At 74.9% G+C, this 21,978-nt stretch carries 21 protein-coding genes; 15 read left to right on the top strand and 6 right to left on the bottom strand.

All coding sequences use genetic code 11. The features are described from left to right. Positions 1-4: 4 nt before the first annotated feature. Genes AB0B41_RS17440 through AB0B41_RS17425 form a run of 4 tightly spaced genes read left to right on the top strand, consistent with a single transcriptional unit; the run spans position 5 to position 4,726 of the window. Entirely contained in the window at positions 5-781 is a 777-nt protein-coding gene (locus tag AB0B41_RS17440) for a redox-sensing transcriptional repressor Rex (RefSeq protein WP_358204239.1), read from the top strand. Further along, positions 778-2,196: a glutamyl-tRNA reductase gene (locus AB0B41_RS17435; protein WP_358204167.1), complete on the top strand. Its 1,419-nt coding sequence runs from the start codon at positions 778-780 to the stop codon at positions 2,194-2,196. The genes AB0B41_RS17440 and AB0B41_RS17435 overlap by 4 nt, the downstream gene beginning before the upstream one ends. Beyond that, a complete protein-coding gene (hemC, locus tag AB0B41_RS17430) occupies positions 2,193-3,188 on the top strand; it encodes a hydroxymethylbilane synthase (RefSeq protein ID WP_358204165.1) in 996 nt (331 codons plus the stop codon). Before AB0B41_RS17435 ends, hemC begins: the two co-directional genes overlap by 4 nt. After that, positions 3,185-4,726: a uroporphyrinogen-III synthase gene (locus tag AB0B41_RS17425; protein ID WP_358204162.1), complete on the top strand. Its 1,542-nt coding sequence runs from the start codon at positions 3,185-3,187 to the stop codon at positions 4,724-4,726. The genes hemC and AB0B41_RS17425 overlap by 4 nt, the downstream gene beginning before the upstream one ends. A 461-nt stretch (positions 4,727-5,187) precedes the next feature. On the opposite strand, the gene AB0B41_RS17420 is transcribed toward AB0B41_RS17425, so the two are convergent. Further along, positions 5,188-6,069: a hypothetical protein gene (locus AB0B41_RS17420; RefSeq protein ID WP_358204160.1), complete on the bottom strand. Its 882-nt coding sequence runs from the start codon at positions 6,067-6,069 to the stop codon at positions 5,188-5,190. Positions 6,070-6,243: 174 nt separating this feature from the next. On the opposite strand from AB0B41_RS17420, the gene hemB reads away from it, so the two are divergent. The 10 genes from hemB to AB0B41_RS17370 all read left to right on the top strand — a co-directional run bounded on the left by hemB (position 6,244) and on the right by AB0B41_RS17370 (position 16,414). Continuing rightward, entirely contained in the window at positions 6,244-7,218 is a 975-nt protein-coding gene (gene hemB, locus AB0B41_RS17415; protein WP_358204158.1) for a porphobilinogen synthase, read from the top strand. Positions 7,219-7,222: 4 nt separating this feature from the next. Beyond that, a complete protein-coding gene (locus AB0B41_RS17410; RefSeq protein ID WP_037053007.1) occupies positions 7,223-7,513 on the top strand; it encodes a DUF4282 domain-containing protein in 291 nt (96 codons plus the stop codon). A gap of 17 nt (positions 7,514-7,530) precedes the next feature. Then, positions 7,531-8,172, top strand: coding sequence for a hypothetical protein (locus AB0B41_RS17405; RefSeq protein ID WP_358204155.1), 642 nt, complete (start codon positions 7,531-7,533; stop codon positions 8,170-8,172). A gap of 101 nt (positions 8,173-8,273) precedes the next feature. Further along, entirely contained in the window at positions 8,274-9,575 is a 1,302-nt protein-coding gene (gene hemL / locus AB0B41_RS17400) for a glutamate-1-semialdehyde 2,1-aminomutase (RefSeq protein ID WP_358204237.1), read from the top strand. Further along, entirely contained in the window at positions 9,572-10,252 is a 681-nt protein-coding gene (locus AB0B41_RS17395) for a histidine phosphatase family protein (RefSeq protein ID WP_358204152.1), read from the top strand. Before hemL ends, AB0B41_RS17395 begins: the two co-directional genes overlap by 4 nt. Continuing rightward, positions 10,249-10,851 (top strand): TlpA disulfide reductase family protein, encoded by a 603-nt coding sequence (locus AB0B41_RS17390; protein ID WP_358204150.1) that lies wholly within the window; start codon positions 10,249-10,251, stop codon positions 10,849-10,851. The genes AB0B41_RS17395 and AB0B41_RS17390 overlap by 4 nt, the downstream gene beginning before the upstream one ends. A gap of 70 nt (positions 10,852-10,921) precedes the next feature. After that, positions 10,922-11,698: a cytochrome c biogenesis CcdA family protein gene (locus AB0B41_RS17385; protein ID WP_358204148.1), complete on the top strand. Its 777-nt coding sequence runs from the start codon at positions 10,922-10,924 to the stop codon at positions 11,696-11,698. Positions 11,699-11,738: 40 nt separating this feature from the next. Beyond that, positions 11,739-13,409 carry a cytochrome c biogenesis protein ResB gene (locus tag AB0B41_RS17380; protein WP_358204146.1) on the top strand — a complete coding sequence of 557 codons (1,671 nt, stop codon included), beginning with the start codon at positions 11,739-11,741 and terminating at the stop codon, positions 13,407-13,409. Next, entirely contained in the window at positions 13,409-14,428 is a 1,020-nt protein-coding gene (gene ccsB / locus AB0B41_RS17375; RefSeq protein WP_358204144.1) for a c-type cytochrome biogenesis protein CcsB, read from the top strand. Before AB0B41_RS17380 ends, ccsB begins: the two co-directional genes overlap by 1 nt. A gap of 672 nt (positions 14,429-15,100) precedes the next feature. Continuing rightward, complete coding sequence (locus tag AB0B41_RS17370; protein ID WP_358204234.1) at positions 15,101-16,414, top strand: AAA family ATPase; 1,314 nt, start codon at positions 15,101-15,103, stop codon at positions 16,412-16,414. 18 nt (positions 16,415-16,432) lie between these two features. On the opposite strand, the gene AB0B41_RS17365 is transcribed toward AB0B41_RS17370, so the two are convergent. Both AB0B41_RS17365 and AB0B41_RS17360 read right to left on the bottom strand, forming a co-directional pair. Continuing rightward, positions 16,433-16,660, bottom strand: a complete 228-nt coding sequence (locus AB0B41_RS17365) for a hypothetical protein (protein ID WP_358204142.1) — start codon at positions 16,658-16,660, stop codon at positions 16,433-16,435. Positions 16,661-16,831: 171 nt separating this feature from the next. Then, positions 16,832-17,053, bottom strand: a complete 222-nt coding sequence (locus tag AB0B41_RS17360) for a BldC family transcriptional regulator (RefSeq protein WP_037053018.1) — start codon at positions 17,051-17,053, stop codon at positions 16,832-16,834. A 329-nt stretch (positions 17,054-17,382) separates the two neighbouring features. On the opposite strand from AB0B41_RS17360, the gene AB0B41_RS17355 reads away from it, so the two are divergent. Further along, complete coding sequence (locus AB0B41_RS17355; RefSeq protein WP_358204139.1) at positions 17,383-17,805, top strand: DUF4229 domain-containing protein; 423 nt, start codon at positions 17,383-17,385, stop codon at positions 17,803-17,805. On the opposite strand, the gene AB0B41_RS17350 is transcribed toward AB0B41_RS17355, so the two are convergent. From AB0B41_RS17350 to menE, 3 genes are all read right to left on the bottom strand, one after another. Further along, complete coding sequence (locus AB0B41_RS17350) at positions 17,761-18,642, bottom strand: 1,4-dihydroxy-2-naphthoate polyprenyltransferase (protein ID WP_358204136.1); 882 nt, start codon at positions 18,640-18,642, stop codon at positions 17,761-17,763. The genes AB0B41_RS17355 and AB0B41_RS17350 overlap by 45 nt on opposite strands. A gap of 173 nt (positions 18,643-18,815) precedes the next feature. Further along, positions 18,816-20,504, bottom strand: a complete 1,689-nt coding sequence (locus AB0B41_RS17345; protein WP_358204134.1) for a hypothetical protein — start codon at positions 20,502-20,504, stop codon at positions 18,816-18,818. Positions 20,505-20,636: 132 nt separating this feature from the next. Further along, entirely contained in the window at positions 20,637-21,788 is a 1,152-nt protein-coding gene (gene menE / locus AB0B41_RS17340) for an o-succinylbenzoate--CoA ligase (protein WP_358204132.1), read from the bottom strand. Positions 21,789-21,978 lie beyond the last annotated feature (190 nt).

Raw genomic sequence — 21,978 nt, 5'->3', positions numbered from 1 at the left:
GACGTTGCCGCCGCAGGCCGACTCCTCGACCGCCGAGACCCCCGACACCCCCGAGAACTCCTCCGGCCGCGCGCTCAAGGCCATCCCGGAGGCGACGGTCACCCGGCTCGCGGTGTACCTGAGGGTGCTCGGCCAGCTCGCCGAGGGCGGCGCCGAGACCGTCTCCAGCGAGGAGCTCGCGTCCGTCGCCGGCGTCAACTCGGCGAAGCTCCGCAAGGACCTCAGCCACATCGGCAGCTACGGCATCCGCGGCGTGGGGTACGACGTGGCCTCGCTGCAGCACGAGCTCGAGCGGGTGCTCGGGCTCGACCACCCGCAGGCCGTGGCGCTGGTCGGCGTCGGCAACCTCGGTCACGCGCTGGCGGGCTACGGCGGCTTCGGCGGCCGCGGCTTCCCCGTGACCGCGCTGTTCGACGTCGACCCCGACCTCGTCGGGATCAAGATCAACGGGATCGTCGTGAGGCACGTGCGCGACATCCCCACGGAGTGCCCCGCCGCGGGCGTCACGATCGGCATGATCGCGACCCCGGCCCAGGCCGCGCAGGGCGTGTGCGACCAGCTGGTCGGCGCGGGTGTGCGCTCCATCCTGAACTTCGCCCCCACCGTCCTGCAGGTCCCCGAGGAGGTCGAGGTCCGCAAGGTGGACCTCGCCGTCGAGCTGCAGGTGCTGGCCTTCCACGTCGCGGGACGTGGGAACGCCGCCGGGGGCATCAGCCCAGACGTCCCGGCCGTCGCCCGGGTCGTGAACGGTCGCAACGGATCGGCGGTGCCGCTCTCATGAGTGTTCTCGTCGTGGGCCTCTCGCACCGGAGTGCGCCCGTCGACGTCCTGGAGAAGGTCGCGGTGTCCGCGGACGACGTGCCCAAGCTCCTCGACGAGATGGTGCGGTGCCCGCACGTGAGCGAGGTGACCCTGCTCTCGACCTGCAACCGGGTCGAGGTCTACGCGGTGGTCGACGCCTTCCACGGCGGGCTCGCGGACGTCTCCGAGGTGCTCGGCCGGCACTCCGGGCTGCCGCTGCAGGACCTCACCGAGCACTTCTTCGTGCACTACGCCGGCTCGGCCGTGCAGCACCTGTTCTCGGTCGCCGCCGGGCTGGACTCGATGGTCGTCGGCGAGTCGCAGATCCTCGGCCAGCTGCGCCAGGCGTACGCGACGGCGGACGAGGCCGGCACCGTCGGCCGCGTCCTGCACGAGCTCGCCCAGCAGGCGCTGCGCGTCGGCAAGCGGGTGCACGCCAGCACGGGCATCGACGCCGCCGGCGCCTCCGTGGTGTCCGAGGCACTGCGGGACGCGTCGACCGTCCTCGGGTACGCCGACGGGGAGCTGACCGGCGCCCGCGCCGTGATCGTCGGGGCCGGGGCGATGGGCGCGCTGGCCGCAGCCCACCTCCGCCGCGCCGGCGCCACCGGGATCACCGTGCTCAACCGCTCCGCCGAGCGGGCCGAGCGGCTCGCGCAGAAGAGCGCCGAGCAGGGCGTCCCGGCCCGCGCCGGGCTGCTCGACGAGCTGCCCGCCGCCGTCGCCGACGCCGACCTGATGATCGCCTGCACCGGCGCGATCGGCACCGTCGTGGAGCGCGCCGCGGTCGAGGCGGGCACGGCCGGCCGCACCCGCCCGCTCGTGGTGTGCGACCTCGGCCTGCCCCGGGACGTCGACCCGGCCGTCGCCGAGATCGAGGGCGTGACCGTCGTCGACCTCATCGCGCTGCAGCGCCGGCTCGTCCGCGAGGACCCGGGCGGGGCCGCCGACGCCGTGGCCGCGGCCCGCGACCTGGTGGCCGAGGAGGCCCAGAACTACCTGGCCGCGCAGCGGTCCGCGGAGGTCACGCCGACCGTCACCGCGCTGCGCCGCCGCGCCTCCGAGGTGGTCGACGCCGAGCTGCTGCGGCTGTCGTCGCGGCTGCCCGAGCTGTCCGACGAGGTCCGCGACGAGTTCACCCGGACCGTCCGGCGCGTCGTCGACAAGCTGCTGCACACGCCGACCGTGCAGGTCAAGAAGCTGGCCGAGGGCCCGGACGGGGACAGCTACGCCGCCGCGCTGCGCACGCTGTTCGAGCTCGACCCGCAGAAGCCCGCCGCCGTCGCGGGCACGGTCGACCAGCCGATCAGTGGGCACGACGTCGCGGCCGCCCTCGAGGCGCCGCTGCGCCGCGTCGGGCCGGAGGGCTCCGTCGCCGCCGAGGGCGAGCGGTGACGGCCGTGTCGGGGCACACCCTTCGCGTCGGCACCCGGCCGAGCCGGCTCGCCGTCGCCCAGTCCGGCACGGTCGCGGACCTGATCCGCGCCGCCGGGCGCCCGGCCGAGCTCGTCGACGTGCACACCACGGGCGACCGCTCGTCGGCGCCGATCGCGCAGCTCGGCGTCGGGGTGTTCGTGTCGCAGCTGCGGGAGGCGCTCGTGGCCGGCGAGGTCGACGTCGCGGTGCACTCCTACAAGGACCTGCCGACCGCTCCGGACCCGCGGCTGACCCTGGCCGCGGTGCCGGCGCGCGAGGACCCGCGCGACGCGCTGGTGGCCCGGCAGGGCCGGGTGCTCGGCGAGCTGTCCGCCGGGTCGCGGATCGGCACCGGCTCGCCGCGGCGGGCCGTGCAGCTGCACGCGCTCGGGCTGGGGCTGGAGGTCGTCCCGATCCGGGGCAACGTGGACACCAGGATCGGCAAGGTGACCTCGGGCGAGCTCGACGGCGTCGTCGTCGCGGCCGCGGGGTTGCGCAGGCTCGGTCGGGTGGAGGAGGCGAGCGAGCTGCTCGACCCCCTGCAGATGCTGCCTGCCCCAGCGCAGGGTGCGCTGGCGATCGAGTGCCGGGCGGAGGACGAGGAGCTGGCCCGCTTCCTCGCCGGGACGCTCGACGACGCGGGCGTCCGCGCGGCGGTCACCGCCGAGCGTGCGGTGCTCGCCACCCTCGAGGCCGGCTGCAGTGCACCGGTGGCCGCGCACGCGGACGTCGTCGAGGACCTCGACGACGCCGGTCGCGTGGTGATGCGGCTGTCGCTGCGCGCGGTCGTGGGGATCGGAGAGGTGGGCGACGGCGCACTGCTGCGTGCGTCCGCCACCGGGGACATGGACAACGCCGAGAAGCTCGGGGCCTCCCTCGCGCACGAGCTGCTCGACATGGGCGCCGACGACCTGCCGCGGCCGGCAGCGCACGGTGCCTCGGGAAACGCTGGATCGGGAGCTGGAGAATGACTCGCACACCGCCGACCGCCGGTCGGATCGCCTTCGTGGGCAGCGGCCCGGGTGATCCCGGCCTGCTGACCGTGCGCGCGAAGGAGGTGCTCGCCTCTGCGCCGCTGGTCGTCAACGACCCGGACGTGCCCGAGGCCGTCCTCGCGCTGGTCGCCGAGGGCGCCGAGGTCCGGCCGGCCGTCGGGCAGCCCGCCGACGTGGCGGGCGACCTCCTCGCCGAGGCCCGCGCCGGGCGCCCGGTCGTGCGCCTCGTCGCCGGCGACCCGCTGACCCTCGACGCCGTGGTGGCCGAGGCGCGCGCCGTGGCGGCGGAGGGCGTGGCGTTCGACGTCGTGCCCGGCGTCGCGGCCGGCACCGCCGTCCCCGCCTACGCGGGCGTCCCGCTCGGGTCCGCGCACGTCGAGGCCGACGTCCGGGCCGGCGTCGACTGGGCTGCCCTGGCCGGCGCGCCCGGCACGCTCGTGCTGCAGGCCGCCGCCGCGCACCTCGCCGAGGTCGCGTCCGCGCTCACCGCGCAGGGCCGGGCGTCGGACACCCCCGTCGCGGTCACCGCGCACGGCACGGAGTCCACGCAGAAGACGGTCACCACGACGATCGGGTCGATGGCCTCCGACGCCGCCGAGCTCGAGGGCTCGCTGGTCCTCACCATCGGCGCCGAGGTGGCCTCGCGGGCGGACCTGTCCTGGTGGGAGTCCCGCGCGCTGTACGGCTGGCGGGTCCTGGTGCCGCGCACCAAGGACCAGGCGGGCGTGATGAGCGATCGCCTGCGGATGCACGGGGCCATCCCCGAGGAGGTCCCGACCATCGCCGTCGAGCCGCCGCGCTCGCCCACGCAGATGGAGCGCGCGGTCAAGGGCCTGGTCGACGGCCGCTACGCCTGGGTCGTGTTCACCTCGACCAACGCGGTGCGCGCGATCTGGGAGAAGTTCGCCGAGTTCGGCCTCGACGCCCGCGCCTTCTCCGGCGTGAAGATCGCCTGCGTCGGCACCGCGACCGCCGAGAAGGTGCGCGAGTTCGGCATCGTGCCCGAGCTGGTGCCGGACGTGAACGAGGCGCAGAGCTCCACCTCCGAGGGCCTGCTCGAGCTGTTCCCGCCGCACGACGACATCCTCGACCCGGTCGACCGCGTCCTGCTGCCGCGGGCCGACATCGCCACCGAGACCCTCGCCGCCGGCCTGACCGAGCGCGGCTGGGAGATCGACGACGTCACCGCCTACCGGACCGTGCGCGCCGCCCCGCCGCCCGCGCCGATCCGCGAGGCCATCAAGACCGGCGGGTTCGACGCGGTGTGCTTCACCTCGTCGTCGACCGTCCGGAATCTGGTGGGCATCGCGGGCAAGCCGCACGCGCGCACGCTGGTCGCCTGCATCGGGCCGGCCACCGCCGAGACGGCCCGGGAGTTCGGCCTGCGCGTCGACGTCCAGCCGGAGGAGTCGCGGGTGCCGACCCTGGTCGACGCCCTCGCCGCGCACGCCGCCAAGCTCCGCGCCGAGGGCGCGCTGCCGCCGCCGAAGAAGGTGAAGGCGCGCCGCCGCTGATCCACGCAGATCCACGTCAGGAGGGCCGCACCCGGGTCGGGTGCGGCCCTCTCGGCGTTCTCGCGCCGCTCGCACACAGGGTCGGCCCCTCGCACACACGTTCCGCGATGGGTGCGAGGGGCCGACGGTGTGTGCGGGGGCGCAGGGACCGCGGCCGGACGGTTGTCGGGGTCAACGACGGCGCCGGTGGTTCGGTGCGTGCCGAGGGGATCGCGCGGGCCGGCCGGCTGATTCCCGCTGGTGTGGGCGGCGTGCGACGGCCCGTCCGCCCGATGATCGTTCCGAGCGGGACCCGAGCGCTCCGGCGGGGACGCCCGCGTGACGCTCGGTTCGATCACCGCGGACGAGGCGTACGGGAGCGTGGTTCCGACAGCGCTCCCGTGCCCCGCGGAAGGATCATGTGACGGCCCGTGGCGCAGGACGCTGCTCGCGGGCGGCGGGGACCACCCGCGAGCCGGGCGTCAGGAGCCGACGGTCGCGGGCTTGCGGAAGCGGTCCCACCAGCGGCGACGCTCCGCGGCGGCGGCGCGGTCGGCCTCGGCCAGGCGCTGCGCGGTGAGGACCGGGATGGCCTCGGTGGGGGCGTCGTCGACCGGCGCGGCGGGGGTGGCGCCGACCGTCGTCTCGATGGGAGCGCGAGTGGCCTCGGCGGGTGCTTCCGCGACGGCCTCGGTGGCGACCGCAGCCGGCGCCTCGGGGGCCGCGTGGAAGTCCGGCGGGTAGGCCGCCCACCGCTCCTCCTGCGAGATCCCGGCAACGGGCTCCCACGGGCCGGCGGCCCGGGCGCGGCCGATGTACTCCGACGCGGCGGCGATCGCGGCGCGGACGCAGTCGCCCCGCGGGGCCACGCCCAGCGACCGGTGCCCGGCGCCCCACGGCGCGAGCCCGGCGTGCTCGGCGACGGTGACCGTGACGACCTCCCAGGCGTAGTCCCGCTCCTGCGCGGCGATGAGGTCGCGCAGCTCGTCGGGACCCCAGGTGGCGCTGCCCGCGTCGGTGCCGCCGGTGACGAGCAGGACGAACACCCGGGTGGGGCGCTCCTGCTCCGGCATGCCAGCCAGGGACCGGCCGAGGCCGCTGACCAGGGCGCCGAGCGAGTCGCGGACCGCCTCGGTGCCGCGGCCGCGGAGCTTCGGCACGGCCGCGTCGGTGGCCGGGATGCCCCCGCGGAGCTTGCCGGCGCGACGGCCGGTGGTGGTCAGGTAGACCTCGACCTCACCGGGCAGCCCGGCCTGGTGCGCGAGGAGGTCGGCGGTCGCGGCGCGCACCTCGTCGCGGAGCGGGCCGAGCGAGCTGGATCGATCGAGAAGGAGGGCGATGACGCTGCGTCCCGGTTTGGTCACGCGCGCAGGATGCCGCATCGGGTGACACTCTCCGTCACCGGCCCCACCCTCGCGGGGACCCCGGCCGGCGCACTGCTCCGCCCGGCGTCACGGTGGCTGGACCTGCGGCAACAGTCGATCTTTCACCGCGAGACCGCGCGACGGCTCGCACCCTCCCGGTCGTACGCTGGCCCCATGGCCTATCCCGCCCAGCGTCCCCGCCGGCTGCGTTCGACCCCGGCGCTGCGCAGGCTGGTGGCCGAGACCGAGCTGCGGCCCCGGCACCTGGTCCTGCCGATGTTCGTCAAGGAGGGCGCCGCGGAGCCGGTGCCGATCTCGTCGATGCCGGGGGTCGTCCAGCACAGCCGTGACACCCTGCGCAAGGCGGCCACCGAGGCCGTGCAGGCGGGCGTCGGCGGGATCATGCTGTTCGGCGTCCCCACGCACCACGACGCCGTCGGGTCCGGGGCGACCGACCCGGAGGGGATCCTGAACGTCGCGCTGCGGGACCTGCGGGCCGAGCTGGGCGACTCCACGGTGATCATGTCCGACCTCTGCCTGGACGAGTTCACCGACCACGGCCACTGCGGCGTCGTCGACGAGCGCGGCTGCGTGGACAACGACGCCACCCTCGAGGTCTACGCGCGGATGGGCGTGGTGCAGGCCGAGTCCGGGGCCCACGTCGTGGGGCCCAGCGGGATGATGGACGGCCAGGTCGGCGTGATCCGCGAGGCGCTCGACGAGGCCGGCTTCGCCGACACCGGCATCCTCGCCTACACCGCGAAGTACGCCAGCGCGTTCTACGGGCCGTTCCGCGAGGCCGTCGAGAGCCAGCTGAAGGGCGACCGCAAGACCTACCAGCAGGACGGCGCCAACCTCCGCGAGGCGCTGCGCGAGCTCGCGCTCGACCTCGAGGAGGGCGCGGACATGGTGATGGTCAAGCCGGCCCTGCCGTACCTCGACGTGCTGCGGACCGTGGCCGACAGCGCCGACGTCCCGGTCGCCGCGTACCAGGTCTCCGGCGAGTACGCGATGATCGAGGCCGCCGCCGCGCAGGGCTGGCTGGAGCGGGAGCGGACGATCGTCGAGACGCTGACCTCGCTGCGCCGCGCCGGCGCGGACGTGGTGCTGACCTACTGGGCGACGGAGGTCGCGGGTCTGCTGGACTGACCCCATGCGGACCCACCAGGAGCCCGGCGTCCTCGGCGCCCTCACCGACCTGAACTTCGAGCGGTTCGCGACGCCGTCGGTCGTCAAGTTCGTCTACGTCGTGGGCATCGTGCTGACCGCGCTGTGCTACGTCGCGGGCGTCATCGGGTTCTTCGTGCGGGGCTTCGGGCTGGGCGTCGCGGCGCTCGTCGCCGGCGGCGTGGTCGCGGTGTTCGCGCTGCTCCTGCTGCGGGTGACGCTGGAGTTCGTCGCGGCGGTGGTCCGTCTGTCGGAGGACGTCCACCGCCGGGGCTGACCGGTACCGTGGTCACCGTGAGCACCGGCAGCCAGGGTGAGGGACCCCGCTACTACCCGAGCGGACCCTCGACGGGTCAGTACCCGCAGTACCCGCAGAACCCGTACCCGCAGGGGGCGTCACCCGCCGGCGAGCCCTACGGCGGCGCCTCCCAGTCCGGTCAGTACGCGTACAGCCCGTACTCGCAGGACCCCGCTCCGACGCCCGACGAGCCGCGCGCGGTCCGGCGGCCGGCCACGATGATCGGCGCGCTGGTCCTGCTGGTGCTGAGCGCGGTGCCGTTCCTGGTGTTCGGCGTGCTCGGGCTGTTCGTGCCGATCAGCCAGGACATGTTCCCGCCGGAGCTGGGGCTCGACGCCATGCTCACCCAGTACAACGTGTCCTTCGACCAGTTCCTGCAGGCGGTCCGGCTGCTGCTCGCGCTGGTCGCGGTGCTCGCCCTCGTCTACATCGGCCTGGCGGTCGCCGCCTTCGCCGGCAGGTCCTGGGGGCGCATCGCCACCACCGCGCTCACCGTCCTGTTCTGCGGGTTCCTGCTGCTCAACCTCGGTGGCGGCGCGTCGTCGCTGGTCGTGCTGGGGCCGGTGGTGCTCGCCGTGGCCGGCGTGGTGCTGATGTTCCTGCGCCCGTCCGCGGAGTGGTTCGCCGCCCGCCGCTGAACGGCGGAACCGAACGGCGGCGCCGACCGAGCAGCCGACCCCGCGGGCCGGTGCGCGGCGCGGATGTGAGACTGGGGGTCGTGAGTGCCCCCTTCACCCCGATGACGCCCGAGGTCTCCGCGGGCCTGTTCGCCCGCGCCGCCGAGGTGATCCCGGGCGGCGTCAACTCGCCGGTCCGCGCGTTCACCTCGGTCGGCGGCACGCCGCGCTTCATGGTCTCGGCCCAGGGACCCTGGCTGACGGACGCGGACGGCCTCCGCTACGTCGACCTGGTCGCCTCGTGGGGCCCGATGATCCTCGGGCACGCGCACCCCGCCGTCGTCGACGCCGTGCGGTCGGCCGCCGGGTCCGGCCTCTCGTTCGGGGCGCCGACGCCGGCCGAGATCGAGCTGGCCGAGGCGATCATCGACCGGGTCGCGCCGGTCGAGCAGGTGCGGCTGGTGAACTCGGGCACCGAGGCCGTGATGAGCGCGATCCGGCTGGCCCGCGGTATCACCGGGCGCACGGTCGTCGTGAAGTTCGCGGGTTGCTACCACGGCCACGTCGACGCCCTGCTCGCCCAGGCCGGCTCGGGCGTCGCGACCCTGGGCCTGCCCACCAGCCCGGGGGTCACCGGGGCGCAGGCCGGCGACACCGTCGTCCTGCCGTACAACGACCTGGAGGCGGTCCGGCAGGTCTTCGCCGAGCGGGGCAGCGAGATCGCCTGCGTGATCACCGAGGCCGCGGCGGGGAACATGGGCGCCGTCGCGCCGCGCCCGGGCTTCAACCAGGGGCTGCGCGACATCACCCGCGAGCACGGCGCCCTGCTGGTGATCGACGAGGTGATGACCGGGTTCCGCGTCTCGCCCGCCGGGTGGTTCGGGCTGGAGGGCGTGGCCGGCGACCTCTACACCTTCGGCAAGGTCATGTCCGGCGGGCTGCCGGCCGCGGCGTTCGGCGGGCCGGCCGCGCACATGGCCTACCTCGCCCCGGCCGGGCCGGTCTACCAGGCGGGCACGCTGTCGGGGAACCCCGTCGCCGTCGCCGCCGGGCTCGCCACCCTGCGCCAGGCCGACAAGGCCGTCTACGACGCGCTCGACGCCAACGCCGAGCGCCTGGTCGGCATGATCGGCGGGGCGCTCCGCGAGGCCGGTGTGCCGCACCGGGTCCAGACGGCCGGGAACATGTTCTCGATCTTCTTCACCGAGGAGGAGGTCGTGGACTACGACACCGCGAAGGCCGCGCAGACCTGGCGCTTCCCGCCCTTCTTCCACGCCCTGCTGGAGCGCGGCGTCTACGCGCCGCCCAGCAACTTCGAGGCCTGGTTCGTGTCGGCCGCGCTCGACGACGACACCTTCGCCGTGATCGAGAGGGCGCTGCCCGACGCGGCGCGGGCGGCGGCCGCCGCGGTGCAGCCGACGTGAGCACCCGGCCCTTCCCCGGCGGGGACCGCACCTCGCCCGAGCCCGGTGGGCCCCGCACCGTCGTCCACCTGCTGCGGCACGGGAAGGTGCACAACCCCGAGGGCATCCTCTACGGGCGCATCCCCGGCTTCCGGCTGTCCGACGACGGCCGCGCGCAGGCCGAGCTGGTGGCCGACGCCCTGGCGGACGACGACATCGCGGCCGTCGTCGCGTCGCCTCTGCAGCGGGCGCAGGAGACGGCCACGCCGATCGCGAAGTCGCACGGCCTGGACATCGTGACCGAGGACGGGCTGATCGAGTCCGGGAACCTGTTCGAGGGGGAGCGGTTCGGCGTCGGCGACGGTGCGCTCCGCCGGCCGGCGAACTGGCGGCTGATGCGGGACCCGTTCACCCCGTCCTGGGGAGAGCCGTACATCAAGATCGCGCACCGCATGTTCGGCGCCGTGCACCGCGCCCGCGCGCTGGCGGAGGGGCACGAGGCCGTGTGCGTGTCCCACCAGCTGCCGATCTGGACGCTGCGCCGCTACCTGCTGGGCCAGCGGCTCTGGCACGACCCGCGCTCGCGCCAGTGCGCGCTGGCCTCGCTGACCAGCGTCGAGTTCACCGGCACCACCGTGACCGGGCTGCGCTACTGCGAGCCGGCCGGGTCGAGCGACCCGACGGCGACGGGCGCATGAGACGGATCCTGCCGCTGCTGCTGGGGCTGCTCGTGCTGGCGGGCTGCTCCACCAGCAAGGACGCCGTGTCGAGCGGCCAGCAGGAGTTCACGTTCGTCGCGCCGAACGGGCAGACGACGATCATGTACGACCCGCCGGCGTCGCGGGGGGTCGTCCCGGAGCTGTCGGGGGAGTCGCTGCTCCACGACGGGCGGACCGTCGGGCTGCAGGACCACGCGGGCCAGGTCGTGGTGCTGAACATCTGGGGCTCGTGGTGCGGGCCGTGCCGGGCCGAGGCGCCCGACCTGGAGTTCGTGGCCCAGCAGACGAAGGCGGCCGGGGTCGCGATGCTCGGCATCGACGTGCGCGACGACCGCGACGCGGCCCGCGACTTCGTCCGCGACCGGAACCTGACCTACGACTCGATCTTCGACCAGCCCGGCCGCGTGCTCGCTGCGCTGTCGGGCTACCCGCGCAACGTGGTGCCGTCGACGATCGTGCTGGACCGGCAGCACCGGGTGGCCGCGGTCTACCTCACCCAGATCCGCCCGTCGGACCTGCTGGGCACGGTGCAGCGGATCGCCGCCGAGGAACCCGCCCCCTCGACGCCCGGCTCCTGACCCGGGTTCCACTACGACTTGTAGAACCCGGCGCGCCCGTGCGTGGGTCCAGCACATACCCTGTCCGGTGATGGATGCGTCGACCACCCTCGCGGTCAGCGGCCCGCTGCTCGTCGCAGCGGTGGTCGCCGTTCTCGCGGGGGCCGTCAGCTTCGCGTCTCCCTGCGTGGTCCCGCTGGTCCCCGGCTACCTCGCCTACCTGGCCGGGCTCGTCGGTGCCGACGCCCCGCCCGTCTCGCGCGAGGAGGCCCGGGAGCACCGCCGCGGCCGGTTCCGGGTCGCCGGGGCCGCCGCCCTCTTCGTCGCCGGGTTCACCGTGGTGTTCGGGGCGATCCTGGTCGGCGTCGTCTGGCTGGCCGACGTCCTGGTGCGCAACGAGGCCGTCCTCCAGCGGGTCGGCGGGATCGTCATGATCGTGATGGGGCTGACGTTCGTCGGCCTCATCCCCGTGCTGCAGAACGAGCGCCGCGTGCACTGGGTCCCGAAGCTCGGTCTCTGGGGCGCGCCGCTGCTGGGCGCGGTGTTCGGTCTCGGCTGGGTGCCCTGCATCGGCCCCACGCTGGCCGGCGTGGTCGCGGTCGCCGCGGGCACCGGCGGCGGTTCGCTGCGCGGGGTCGTGCTCACCCTGGCCTACTGCGCCGGACTCGGCCTGCCGTTCGTCGTGATCGCGCTCGGCGCCTCCCGCGCGGTCTCCGCGCTGGGCTGGCTGCGCCGGCACACCCGCACGATCCAGATCGCCGGTGGGGTGCTCATGGTCGCCGTGGGTGCGTTGCTGGTCAGCGGGCTGTGGGGAAGCCTGCTCGCGCAGCTCCAGGTCGCCGTCGCCGGATTCACCCCCGCCCTGTGAGCCGCGCAGCCATGACCGCCCCCGAATCGGGTGACCGCCGATGAGCAGCCCGCCCACCGCGCCCCCCGCCCCGCCCGAGGCCCCGCCGCAGCCGCCCCGCCGACCCGGCGGTGGGCGCGCCGTCCTCGCCCTGCTGCGCAACGCCTGGCGCGGCCTCACCAGCATGCGCACCGCCCTGGTGCTGCTGTTCCTGCTGGCCCTGGCCTCGCTGCCGGGCGCGCTGCTGCCCCAGCGGTCGCTCAACCAGCAGCTCGTCGACCAGTACTTCGCCGACCACCCGCGGCTCGCCCCGCTGCTGGACGAGGTCGGCGCCTTCGAGATCTTCGCGACGCCTTGGTTCGCCGCGATCTACCTGCTGCTGATGATCTCGCTGGTCGGCTGCCTCACCCCCCGGTCGCTGGAGTACCTGCGCGCGATGCGGCAGAAGCCCGTCGCCACCCCGCGGAACCTCGCCCGCATGCCGCACCACGCCGAGGGCGTCGTCGACGGCACGCCCGACGAGCTCCTCGGGCGGGCCCGGACCGTGCTGAAGGGCTGGCGGCGGGCCGAGCGGGACGAGAGCGGCGCCCGGAGCATCTCGGCGGAGCGCGGCTTCCTGCGCGAGACCGGCAACCTCGTCTTCCACATGAGCCTGGTCGGGCTGCTCGTCGGGATCGCCGTCGGCAAGCTGTTCGGCTACGAGGGCCAGGTCATCGTGCTGGCGAACGGCGGCCAGTTCTGCAACACCTCGATCCTGGGCTACGACTCGTTCAATCCGGGCCTGCGGGTCGACGGCACCGACCTCGCGCCGTTCTGCATCAAGGTCGACTCGTTCACCGCGGAGTACCTGCCCAACGGCCAGCCCGAGCAGTACACCGCCGAGCTCGGCTACCAGACCGCCGACGACGTCCGGTCCGGCGACACCGCCACCTGGCGCCCGGACACGCTGGCCGTGAACCACCCGCTGCGCCTCGACGGCGAACGCGTCTACCTGCTCAACCACGGCTACGCCCCGCGCTTCACGGTGACCTGGCCGGACGGGCAGCAGCGCACCGGCGAGATCCAGTGGCAGCCGGTGGACACCACGACCTACCTGTCCCAGGGCGCGACCAAGTTCGAGCGGCCCGGCATCGCCGACGACGCCACCCGGCAGAAGAGCTCGATCGCGGTCACCGGCCTGTTCGCGCCCACGAGCTCGGGCGGCCAGGTCGTCACCTCGACCTACCCCGACCTGCTCGCGCCCGAGGCGGCGATCGACGTCATGCGCGGCGACCTCGGTCTGGACGACGGTCGTGGCCAGTCGATCTTCTCGATCGACCAGTCGAAGGTCGACTCCGGCGAGCTGGTCCGGGTCGCGCGGGAGAACATGGTCCCGGGCCAGGAGATCACGCTCGACGACGGCACCCGGATCCGGTTCGACGACGTCACCCAGTGGGTGGCGCTGCAGGTCAGCCACGACCCGGGCCAGGTCACGGTGCTGGTGTTCGCGATCCTGGTCCTGCTCGGGCTGGGCCTGTCGCTGTCGATCAAGCGGCGGCGGTTCTGGGTGCGCGTGGTGCCGGCCGACGACGGCCCCGACGGCCGGGCGCGCAGCCGGGTCGAGCTGGGCGGGCTGGCCCGGACCGACCGGGCGGGGTACGGCGAGGAGTTCGACCGCCTGCGGGCGGACCTGCTGGAGCCGACGGCTGCGGACGCGGCGGCGCCGGCGACGACGAGGAACGGTGGAGACTGATGCCGGTCGATCCGATGCTCTCCGAGTACAGCGACCTGCTGTTCAAGGGAGCGCTCACGGTCTACGTGCTCGCGATGGTGTTCTACGCCGTCGAGTACGTCTCGAGCCGGGCGCGGGTGCGTACGGCGGTCGCCGAGACCGAGGCGGCGCCCGAGCCCGCCGCCGTGGGCGCCCGCGGCGCGGGCAGCGCCGACCTCGGGGTGGTCAGCGACGAGAACGCGGACGTCCCGCCGCCCCCGGTGAAGGCGCCGAAGCCCTCCCGGTCCCGTGCGGACCGCTTCGGCCGGATGGCCGTCTCGCTCACGATCCTCGCCGTCCTGCTGCACTTCGGGTCGATCGTGCTGCGCGGGCTCGCGACCACGCGCTGGCCGCTCGGCAACATGTACGAGTTCACCTCCGCGGTCTGCCTCGCGGCGATGGTGGCGTGGCTGGTCGTGCTGCAGCGGACCTCGAAGCGCACCCGCGGGCTGCGCAAGCTCGGGGTGTTCCTGCTGGCCCCGGTGCTGATCCTGATGTTCCTGGCCGGCACGGTGCTCTACGCGCAGGCCGCGCCCGTCGTCCCGGCGCTGCGGTCGTACTGGCTGGCGGTGCACGTCACCACGGTCACGCTGGCCTCCGGGCTGTTCTTCGTGCCGGGCGTGGCGAGCATCCTGTACCTGATGAAGCGGGCCGGGAAGCCGGCCGGTTTCACGGCGAAGCTGCCCGAGGCCGACGTCCTGGACCGGCTCGCGTACCGGGTGACCGTCGTCGCGTTCCCGATGTACACCTTCGCGGTGATCGCCGGCGCGATCTGGGCCGAGGCGGCCTGGGGCCGGTTCTGGGGCTGGGACCCCAAGGAGACGGTCGCGTTCGTGGCCTGGGTGATCTACGCGGCCTACCTGCACGCCCGGGCCACCGCCGGCTGGCGGCACGTCGGCGCGGCGTGGATCAACATCCTCGGCCTGGCCGCGATCATCTTCAACCTGTTCTTCATCAACATGGTGGTGGCGGGGCTGCACTCGTACGCGGGTCTCGGGTGAGCCGGGAGTTGGGCTGAACCGGGGCTTCGCCCGCCCTACCGGGCGAGCCGCACCTCATCACCTCGACCGACGCGGTTCGCGCGACTACCGTCGGCAACCGTGAGTCAGACCGGGCCCGACGAGTACCCCGACGGTTCCGTGGGCCGCTACGTCCGGGAGCGGTGGGCGCAGAACGCCCAGCGCTCCCAGCGGCAGGCCCCCGAGGAGCGGCGGGACGAGCGTCGCGAGGAGCAGCAGGGCGGGGCGCACGCGCAGCACCCCGGGCTGGGCGCCCGGCGGGACGAGACGTGGGGCGTGGTGCCCGACGACGCCGGCTGGGGCTCCGACCTGCTCGAGCTCGAGAGCGAGCTCGACGACGCCGAGCCCTACCCCGCGCCGGGCGGGCAGGAGGGCCGGCACGCCGAGTCGGAGCAGCGTCGGGAACAGCGGCCGGAGCAGCGTCCCGAACAGCTCGGACACGGCCCCGAGCAAAGTCCCGAACCCCGGCACGCCGAGCCGCCCGCCCCGCGCACGCCGAACGAGGCTCCGCCGAACGGGGTCACACCGAACGGACCCGTCCCGAACGGCACGGCTCCGAACGGCACGGCTCCGAACGGCACGGCTCCGAACGGCACGGCTCCGAACGGCACGGCTCCGAACGGCACGGCTCCGAACGGCGCCCCTCCCAACGGCATGGCGCCCAACGGCACGGCTCCAGATGACACAGCTCCGAACGGCGCGGCTCCCCACGGCGCCGCTCCCCATGGCGCGGCTCCGAACGGCGCCGCGCACGGCCCGGTCCCGAACGGCGGCCCGCGGAGCGCGGCGCCGCACGCCACCCCGCCCGCCGAGCCCCGGGAGGCCGAGGAGGCGGGCCCTCCGCCCGGCCCGCCGCAGTGGCGCACCTCCGAGCCGCGGCCGGCACGTGAGCGCCGGGTCGTGCCCCAGGAGGGCCCCACACCCCCGCGGGGCGTGCCGCTCGGCCCGCCCACCGGCCCGAACCGGCCGATCCGGGACGTCGGGCGCTGGACCGACCCCGGCGCCGTCGCCGCCCAGGAGGCCCAGCAGGCCCGGGCGGACTCCGACGCCGACCTCGCCGACCTGTCCACCGCCCGGCTGCTCAAGCCCAGCAGGCGGCGGCCGCCGCGCACCGGCTGGCGACGCTTCCTCTACCTGCTCACCGGGCGGCTCATCAACCCGGGCGAGAGCCCGCAGGACATCCGCGAGCGCGAGCTCACCGCGCGGATCAACCAGCCCCTGCTCGGCTGCCACAAGATAGCGACGCTGAGCCTCAAGGGCGGCGTCGGCAAGACGACGATCACCGCCACCCTCGGCGCGACGTTCGCCTCGCTGCGGGGCGACCGGGTCGTGGCGGTCGACGCCAACCCGGACCGCGGCACGCTCAGCCAGAAGATCCCGCTGGAGACCAGTGCGACCGTGCGGCACCTGCTGCGGGACGCCCAGCGGATCCGCCGGTACACCGACGTCCGGGCCTACACGTCCCAGGGGCCGTCGCGGCTGGAGGTGCTGGCGAGCGAGCAGGACCCGGCGGTGTCGGAGGCGTACAGCGAGGACGACTACCGCCGCACGGTCACGCTGCTCGAGCACTTCTACAACATCGTGCTCACCGACTGCGGCACCGGCCTGATGCACTCGGCGATGTACGGCGTGCTGGGCGTGGCCGACCAGCTGATCATCGTGTCGTCGGGGTCGATCGACGGCGCCCGCAGCGCCTCGGCGACCATGGACTGGCTCGAGGCGCACGACCACGGGGACCTGGTGCGCAACGCCGTCGCCGTGATCAACAACGTGCACCGGCAGGCGGGTGCGGTGGACCTGGAGCGGGTGGCGCAGCACTTCGCCGGCCGCTGCCGCGCCGTGGTGCAGATCCCGTTCGACCCGCACCTCGAGGAGGGCGCGGAGGTCGACCTGGAGCGCCTGTCGCAGCCGACGCGGCTGGCGCTGCTGGAGCTCGCGGCCTCGGTGGCCGACGGCTTCCCGAGCTGAGCCCGGGAAGCCGGGACCTCAGTCCTTCGCGGGCGGCGGCGGGTCGTCGTCGCGGCGCATCGACTCGTCGAGGCTGCGCAGGAAGTCGGGGTCGTCGTCCGGCCCGGTCGGCCGGGTCCGGCGCGGCGGCGCCACCGGTTGCGTCGTGCCGGTCCCGCGCGGGACGTCCGCCCGGTCGGCGCTCATCGCCCGCCACAGCAGCAGCGCGATGACGGCCGCCACGGCGAACGCGATGAGGTACAGCATCACCAACCACCTCCGGTACCGAGCGTACCGGCGCGAGGGGCGATACCGGGGTGAAGGCGCTCCTCGGGGGAGCGATCGGTCGTGCGCCCGGAGGGCGCGGATCCGGGTGGGCGGGAGGCCGGCCCGGATCCGCGGACCGGGGCCACCGGCGGACGCCGGCGGCGGGGGACCTCAGTGGCGCTGGGCGCCGATCGTGGCCTCGCTGGTGAGGTCCGCGAGCATGCCGCGCACCTCGGACTCCCGGAAGCGGCGGTGGCCACCAGGGGTCCGGATCGAGCCGATCCGGCCGGCCGAGGCCCAACGGGTCACGGTCTTGGGATCGACACGGAACAGGGCGGCCACCTCACCCGGGGTGAGGAGTCGCTCGTTCGAGTTCTGGGTCGGAGCAGACATCCGAAGCCTCCGCATCGTCGATTACCGGGCCATCGTGACACCGGGGACCCCGGGTACTCGAACGGTTGGGCGGAGGTAAAGGGCTCTTAAAGGGCAAAACGGGCAGAGGGGTCCAACCCGGTCAGCTTCGCGGAGGCCACCTGAGAAGGGCCTGAGCGCCGGGTGTGGAGGGCCTGAGCTGCGGTTCCGCGCCCGGCGGGATCCCTGCGCCGCCTCCCACCGTGCCACCGGGGACGTGACGCGAGCGTGTGGAGAGGCCTCCGCTGCGGCCCGTCGGTCGGGCCGGAGCGGCGAACGGTCAAGCCGGGCACGGTCGTACCCTCGACGTCATGGCGACAGGCCCCGACACCGACACGCAGTTCCCGGCCGGGCCGGGCTCCCGCAAGGCTCCCGGCCTGGCGGCCACGGTCGCCCTCTACACGGTCGCGCGACTCGGGCTGGTCGCGGTCATCGCGGCCCTGCTCTCGCTCGCGGGCGTGCCGCTGCTGCTGGCCATCCTGCTGGCGCTCGTGGTGGCCCTGCCGCTGTCGCTGGTCGTGTTCCGCGGGCTGCGGGCCCGGCTGGACCTCGCGCTGGCCGAGTCCGGGCGGCGGCGCGGTGCCCAGCGGGACGCACTGCGGGCGCGCCTGCGGGGCGACGAGTCCACGCCCGAGGGGGGCGACGGCCCGGACACTCCCGCGGCGCGCGCCGACGCGGACGAGAAGCCGTCAGACCAGCAGGCCGAGGGCGAAACCGATCCCGGTCCCCGCTGACCAGGCCAGCAGCAGCAGGCCGGTGTCGCGCAGCACGCGGATGAGCTTGCGGCCCTCGGCGCCGGCCATGACGCGGCGGACCGGGCCGATCGCGAGCGGCAGCGCGAGCAGGGCGAGCAGCACCGGCCAGCTGCGGACCGCCATGCCGAGCGTGAGCAGGAACGGCAGCAGCACGAGCGCCGCGTAGAACCGGCGGGTCTCGCGGTCGCCGAGGACCACGGCCAGGGTGCGCTTGCCCACCACCTCGTCGCCCGCGATGTCCCGCAGGTTGTTCGCGACGAGCACGGCGCAGGTCAGCAGCCCGACGCCGACGGCCCCCACGATCGCGAGGGCTCCGGGCGTCCCGCTCTGCGTGACGACCGTGCCGAGCACGCCCACGAGCCCGAAGAAGACGAAGACGGCGACCTCGCCCAGGCCCGCGTAGCCGTAGGGCTTCCGGCCGCCGGTGTAGAACCAGGCGCCGGCGATGCACACCGCCCCGACGGCGATCATCCACCAGGTGCGGCTCAGCGAGACCAGCGTCAGCCCGGCCAGGGCGGCGATCGAGAAGCACACGAGCGCGGCGTTGCGCACCGCGACCGGGCTGGCCAGCTTCGAGCCGACGAGCCGCAGCGGCCCGACGCGCTCGTCGTCCGTGCCGCGGATGCCGTCCGAGTAGTCGTTGGCGAAGTTCACCCCGATCACCAGGGCGACCGAGACGACCAGCGCGAGGACCGCGCGGCCGATCTCGACGGTGCCGGAGCCGATGGCGGCCCCGGTGCCCACCAGGACGGGGGAGACGGCGGTCGGGAGGGTCCGCGGCCGAGCACCCTCGACCCACTGCGCCAGCGTGGCCACGCGACGAATTTAGGCCGTGTCTCTCAACCTGGCGCCGCCGGGCCCGGTGATCCACGTTGTTCCCGGCAAGGCAGCCGGGCCGCCCTCATACCGGGCGTATTCGGGTGGCCCGGCAACGCCGGCGGGGACGGCGTGGGCGCCGGGAGCGGTGGTGGCGGGTTGGGAGACACGGCCTAGCCGCCGGGGGTCGAGGCCGGGCGGGGCGCCTCGGCGGCCGTGGCCGAGCCGGTGGTGGGCACGGGCGGCGCTGTGGTGGCGGTGGAGGGGCCGGTGGGGACGGCGCGGGGGTCCCCGTCGACGGTCGAAGCGCCGGCCCGCACCGCCGCGGACCCACCTACCTCGGCGCTCGCCGCGTCCTGCGCCGCCGGAGCCGGCGTCCGGCCCGTGCTCGCCGCACCCGCCGCACCCGCGGCACTGTCGCCTGCGCCTGCGCCTGCGCCCGCGGCGCCCGCCCCCGCATCGGCGGCGCCCGCCCCTGCGTCGGCCGCACCCGCGCCTGCACCGACGGCACCTGCGCCTGCGTTCGCGGCGCCGGCACCTGCGGTTGCGGCACCCGATCCCGCGCCGGCAGCACCGGCGGCAGGGGCGGGATCCCCGGCGTCCGCCGGGTCCGCGTCCTCGCACACCGGCACGTCCCTCACCCCCGGCAGCACGGAGGCGCTGAGGAACTGCCCGTCGCCGATCCGCAGCCAGGCGTCCGACCCGGTGCCCGTGGCGCACTGCACCGGCACGTCGGCGGTGTCCGCGGCCACGCCGACCACCTCCGCGTCGTCCGAGGGCGCGGACCGGACCTGCGCGGTCCCGTCCTCGGAGGCCGACTCGACCTTCGACAGCCGCACCGACCCCGTCCACAGGTAGTCGACCTGGACCTGCGAGTTGTCCCTGAGCCCGAGGGCGTCCCAGAAGACCCCGTCGGCGAGGTCGATGCCGGCCGGGTTCACGAGCTTGCGGCCGAACTGGTCGTTGCCGCCGTTGTAGCCGTCGCGGAAGGCCGCCTGCGCCTGCGGCACGCCCCGGGGCAGGTCCTTCCACTCCTGGCGCTCGCCGGAGGGGTTCCAGTAGTCGTCCCGCGTGTTCCACGGCCCGACGTCCCACACCGGCGCGAACGCGCACCGCCCGTTGGGCGCGCACACCCGGACCGAGTAGTCGCTGGTGTCCCGCGGCGAGAGGGCGCGCCGCGAGGGCAGCGCGACGAAGTGGTCCCGCTCGGTGATCACGTGGCCGTTCGAGGTGGTCCCGCCGACGAGCCCCTCACGGGTGGCGAAGACGTTGGCGCTGAACGGGGCGCCCTCCGTCAGGTCCTGCCCGCCCTCGGTCGCCGGGGCGGGGGCCGCCGTCAGCGTCACCCCGCGCACGGTGGGCGCGGCGCCCTCCGGAGTGCCGGTGAGCACGAGCCGGCCCTGCACCTCCGACGTCGAGCCCGGGAGCGTGACGCTCCCGGAGTCCGCGCCCGAGGCCGTCGCCGGGATCCACTCGGTCCAGCCGCCCGACGGGGTACGCCCACGGACGTCGACCGACGCCGTGGTGCCGGGCGGCAGGTCGCCGTCGACGACCGAGTCGACCCGCGAGGTCGGCCGGTCGAGCTCCTGCGGGCCGAGCGTGAGCAGCCCGGTCGGGACCGCGCCGGCCGGAGCGGCGTCCTCGGCCATCCCGCCCTGCTCGACGGGGGCGGAGAAGGCCGTCGCCGGGTCGAGCCGCACGCCGTCGCCGCCGTCGGTGACCCCCGCGGCCTCGCCGGACGCCAGGTCCGCCGACCAGGTCGTGGACGAGCCGCCCCCGCTCGCGCCCGCCGGTGCGACCCCGCCGGCGGCGAGTGCCGTCGCCGCGGCCACCACCAGGCCCGCGCGCCACCTCATTCGCATCCGTGCTCCCCGTCCCCCGTGTGGTGCTTGTGACGGCAGGTGAAGATGTGCCGCATGGGAAGGCAGGCAATCGGATGAATGCGTAGTCGTCAATCAACGGAGAGTGAGCGCCACCATCGGTGTCACCATCCGTCACCACTTCGGGCGGTCTCCCACCGCTTCGGGTGACGAGAGCAGGGCGGTGATCGCGGCCCGGTCGGGTTTGCCCACGCCCCGAAGCGGGAGCTCGGGCAGCAGCCGCACCCGACGGGGGACGGCGGCCCGCCCCTCCGCCTCCCTGACGGCCGCGCGCAGCGCCTCGACGTCCGGTCCGGCCCCTGTCGGGACGACCGCGGCCGCTACCGCTTGCCCCCATTCGGGGTCCGGCACGCCCACCACGCACACCGCGCCGACGCCGGGCTGGGCCGCGAGCACCCGCTCCACCGCGGCGGGTGCGATCTTCTCCCCGCCGGTCACGATGACGTCGTCGGCGCGGCCGAGGACGGTGAGCCGGTCGCCGACCCACGTGCCGAGGTCGCCGGTCACGAACATGCCGTCGACGAAGGACGCCGCGGTGAGCCCCGGGTTGCCGAGGTACCCCTCGGCGATCATCGGCCCGCCGAGCGAGAGCCGGCCGTCGTCGGCGAGCCCGACCCGCACGCCGTCGAGCGGCACGCCGTCGTAGATGCAGCCGCCGCACATCTCGCTCATCCCGTAGGTGGTGACGACCCGGATGCCGATCTCCTCGGCCCGCGCGCGCAGGGCCGGGGCGAGCGCGGCCCCGCCGATGAGGACGGCGTCGTAGCCCGCGAGGGCGTACATCCCGGCGCCGCCCTCGTCGAGGACCCGGCCGAGCTGGGTGGGCACGAGGCTGGTGTAGCGGCGGGTGCCGTGCGGCAGTCGGCCGGTGGCGCGGGCGAACCCGGCGGGCCGGAAGCCCTCGCGCAGGTCCTGGACCACGGGCGGGGCGCCGGCGAGCAGGGCACGCAGCACCACCTGCACCCCGGCGACGTGCTCGGCGGGCAGCGCCAGGACCCAGCGGGCGGGGCCGCCGAGCCGGGCCTCGGTGGCCCGGGCCGACGCCGTCAGCGCCGCCGAGCTGAGCATCACGTGCTTGGGCGCGCCCGTGGACCCCGAGGTGGAGATGACGACCGCGACCTCCTCGGGCACCTCGGGCGCCGGCGCGGTGGCCGCGCCTGGCACCACGGCCGGGCCGGTGCCGTCGAGCGCGGCGTCCAGGGCGCGGACGAGGGCGTCGAGCGACTCCGGGGAGCCGTCGAGCGGGAGTGCGTGCAGGGGCCGCATGATCCCCAGGATCCCACCGACACACCCCCGGGGGGTACCTGGGCCCCCGACCCTCGTGAGTGGCGATAGTCGCTATGGCGACTATCGCCACTCACGGGACGCTCCTATGGAGCGTCAAGCCGTGAGCGGCGGGTTTTCGAGCTGTCGGTAGAGCTGTCTGGTGATGTAGCGCTTGAGGCAGCGTTTGATC

This window comes from Pseudonocardia sp. NPDC049154 (assembly GCF_040648315.1).
Lineage (GTDB): Bacteria > Actinomycetota > Actinomycetes > Mycobacteriales > Pseudonocardiaceae > Pseudonocardia.
Note: the sequence above shows the minus strand (reverse complement) of the source record. Positions and strands in the feature narration are given on the sequence as shown.

Bases quoted from the DNA above. Each gene is read 5' to 3' on its own strand.
- AB0B41_RS17435 (WP_358204167.1), top strand. From the start codon at position 778: ATGAGTGTTCTCGTCGTGGGCCTCTCGCACCGGAGTGCGCCCGTCGAC.
- AB0B41_RS17425 (WP_358204162.1), top strand. From the start codon at position 3,185: ATGACTCGCACACCGCCGACCGCCGGTCGGATCGCCTTCGTGGGCAGC.
- hemB (WP_358204158.1), top strand. From the start codon at position 6,244: ATGGCCTATCCCGCCCAGCGTCCCCGCCGGCTGCGTTCGACCCCGGCG.
- AB0B41_RS17410 (WP_037053007.1), top strand. From the start codon at position 7,223: ATGCGGACCCACCAGGAGCCCGGCGTCCTCGGCGCCCTCACCGACCTG.
- hemL (WP_358204237.1), top strand. From the start codon at position 8,274: ATGACGCCCGAGGTCTCCGCGGGCCTGTTCGCCCGCGCCGCCGAGGTG.
- AB0B41_RS17390 (WP_358204150.1), top strand. From the start codon at position 10,249: ATGAGACGGATCCTGCCGCTGCTGCTGGGGCTGCTCGTGCTGGCGGGC.
- AB0B41_RS17385 (WP_358204148.1), top strand. From the start codon at position 10,922: ATGGATGCGTCGACCACCCTCGCGGTCAGCGGCCCGCTGCTCGTCGCA.
- AB0B41_RS17380 (WP_358204146.1), top strand. From the start codon at position 11,739: ATGAGCAGCCCGCCCACCGCGCCCCCCGCCCCGCCCGAGGCCCCGCCG.
- ccsB (WP_358204144.1), top strand. From the start codon at position 13,409: ATGCCGGTCGATCCGATGCTCTCCGAGTACAGCGACCTGCTGTTCAAG.
- AB0B41_RS17370 (WP_358204234.1), top strand. From the start codon at position 15,101: ATGGCGCCCAACGGCACGGCTCCAGATGACACAGCTCCGAACGGCGCG.
- AB0B41_RS17365 (WP_358204142.1), bottom strand. From the start codon at position 16,660: ATGCTGTACCTCATCGCGTTCGCCGTGGCGGCCGTCATCGCGCTGCTG.
- AB0B41_RS17360 (WP_037053018.1), bottom strand. From the start codon at position 17,053: ATGTCTGCTCCGACCCAGAACTCGAACGAGCGACTCCTCACCCCGGGT.
- AB0B41_RS17355 (WP_358204139.1), top strand. From the start codon at position 17,383: ATGGCGACAGGCCCCGACACCGACACGCAGTTCCCGGCCGGGCCGGGC.
- AB0B41_RS17345 (WP_358204134.1), bottom strand. From the start codon at position 20,504: ATGCGAATGAGGTGGCGCGCGGGCCTGGTGGTGGCCGCGGCGACGGCA.
- menE (WP_358204132.1), bottom strand. From the start codon at position 21,788: ATGCGGCCCCTGCACGCACTCCCGCTCGACGGCTCCCCGGAGTCGCTC.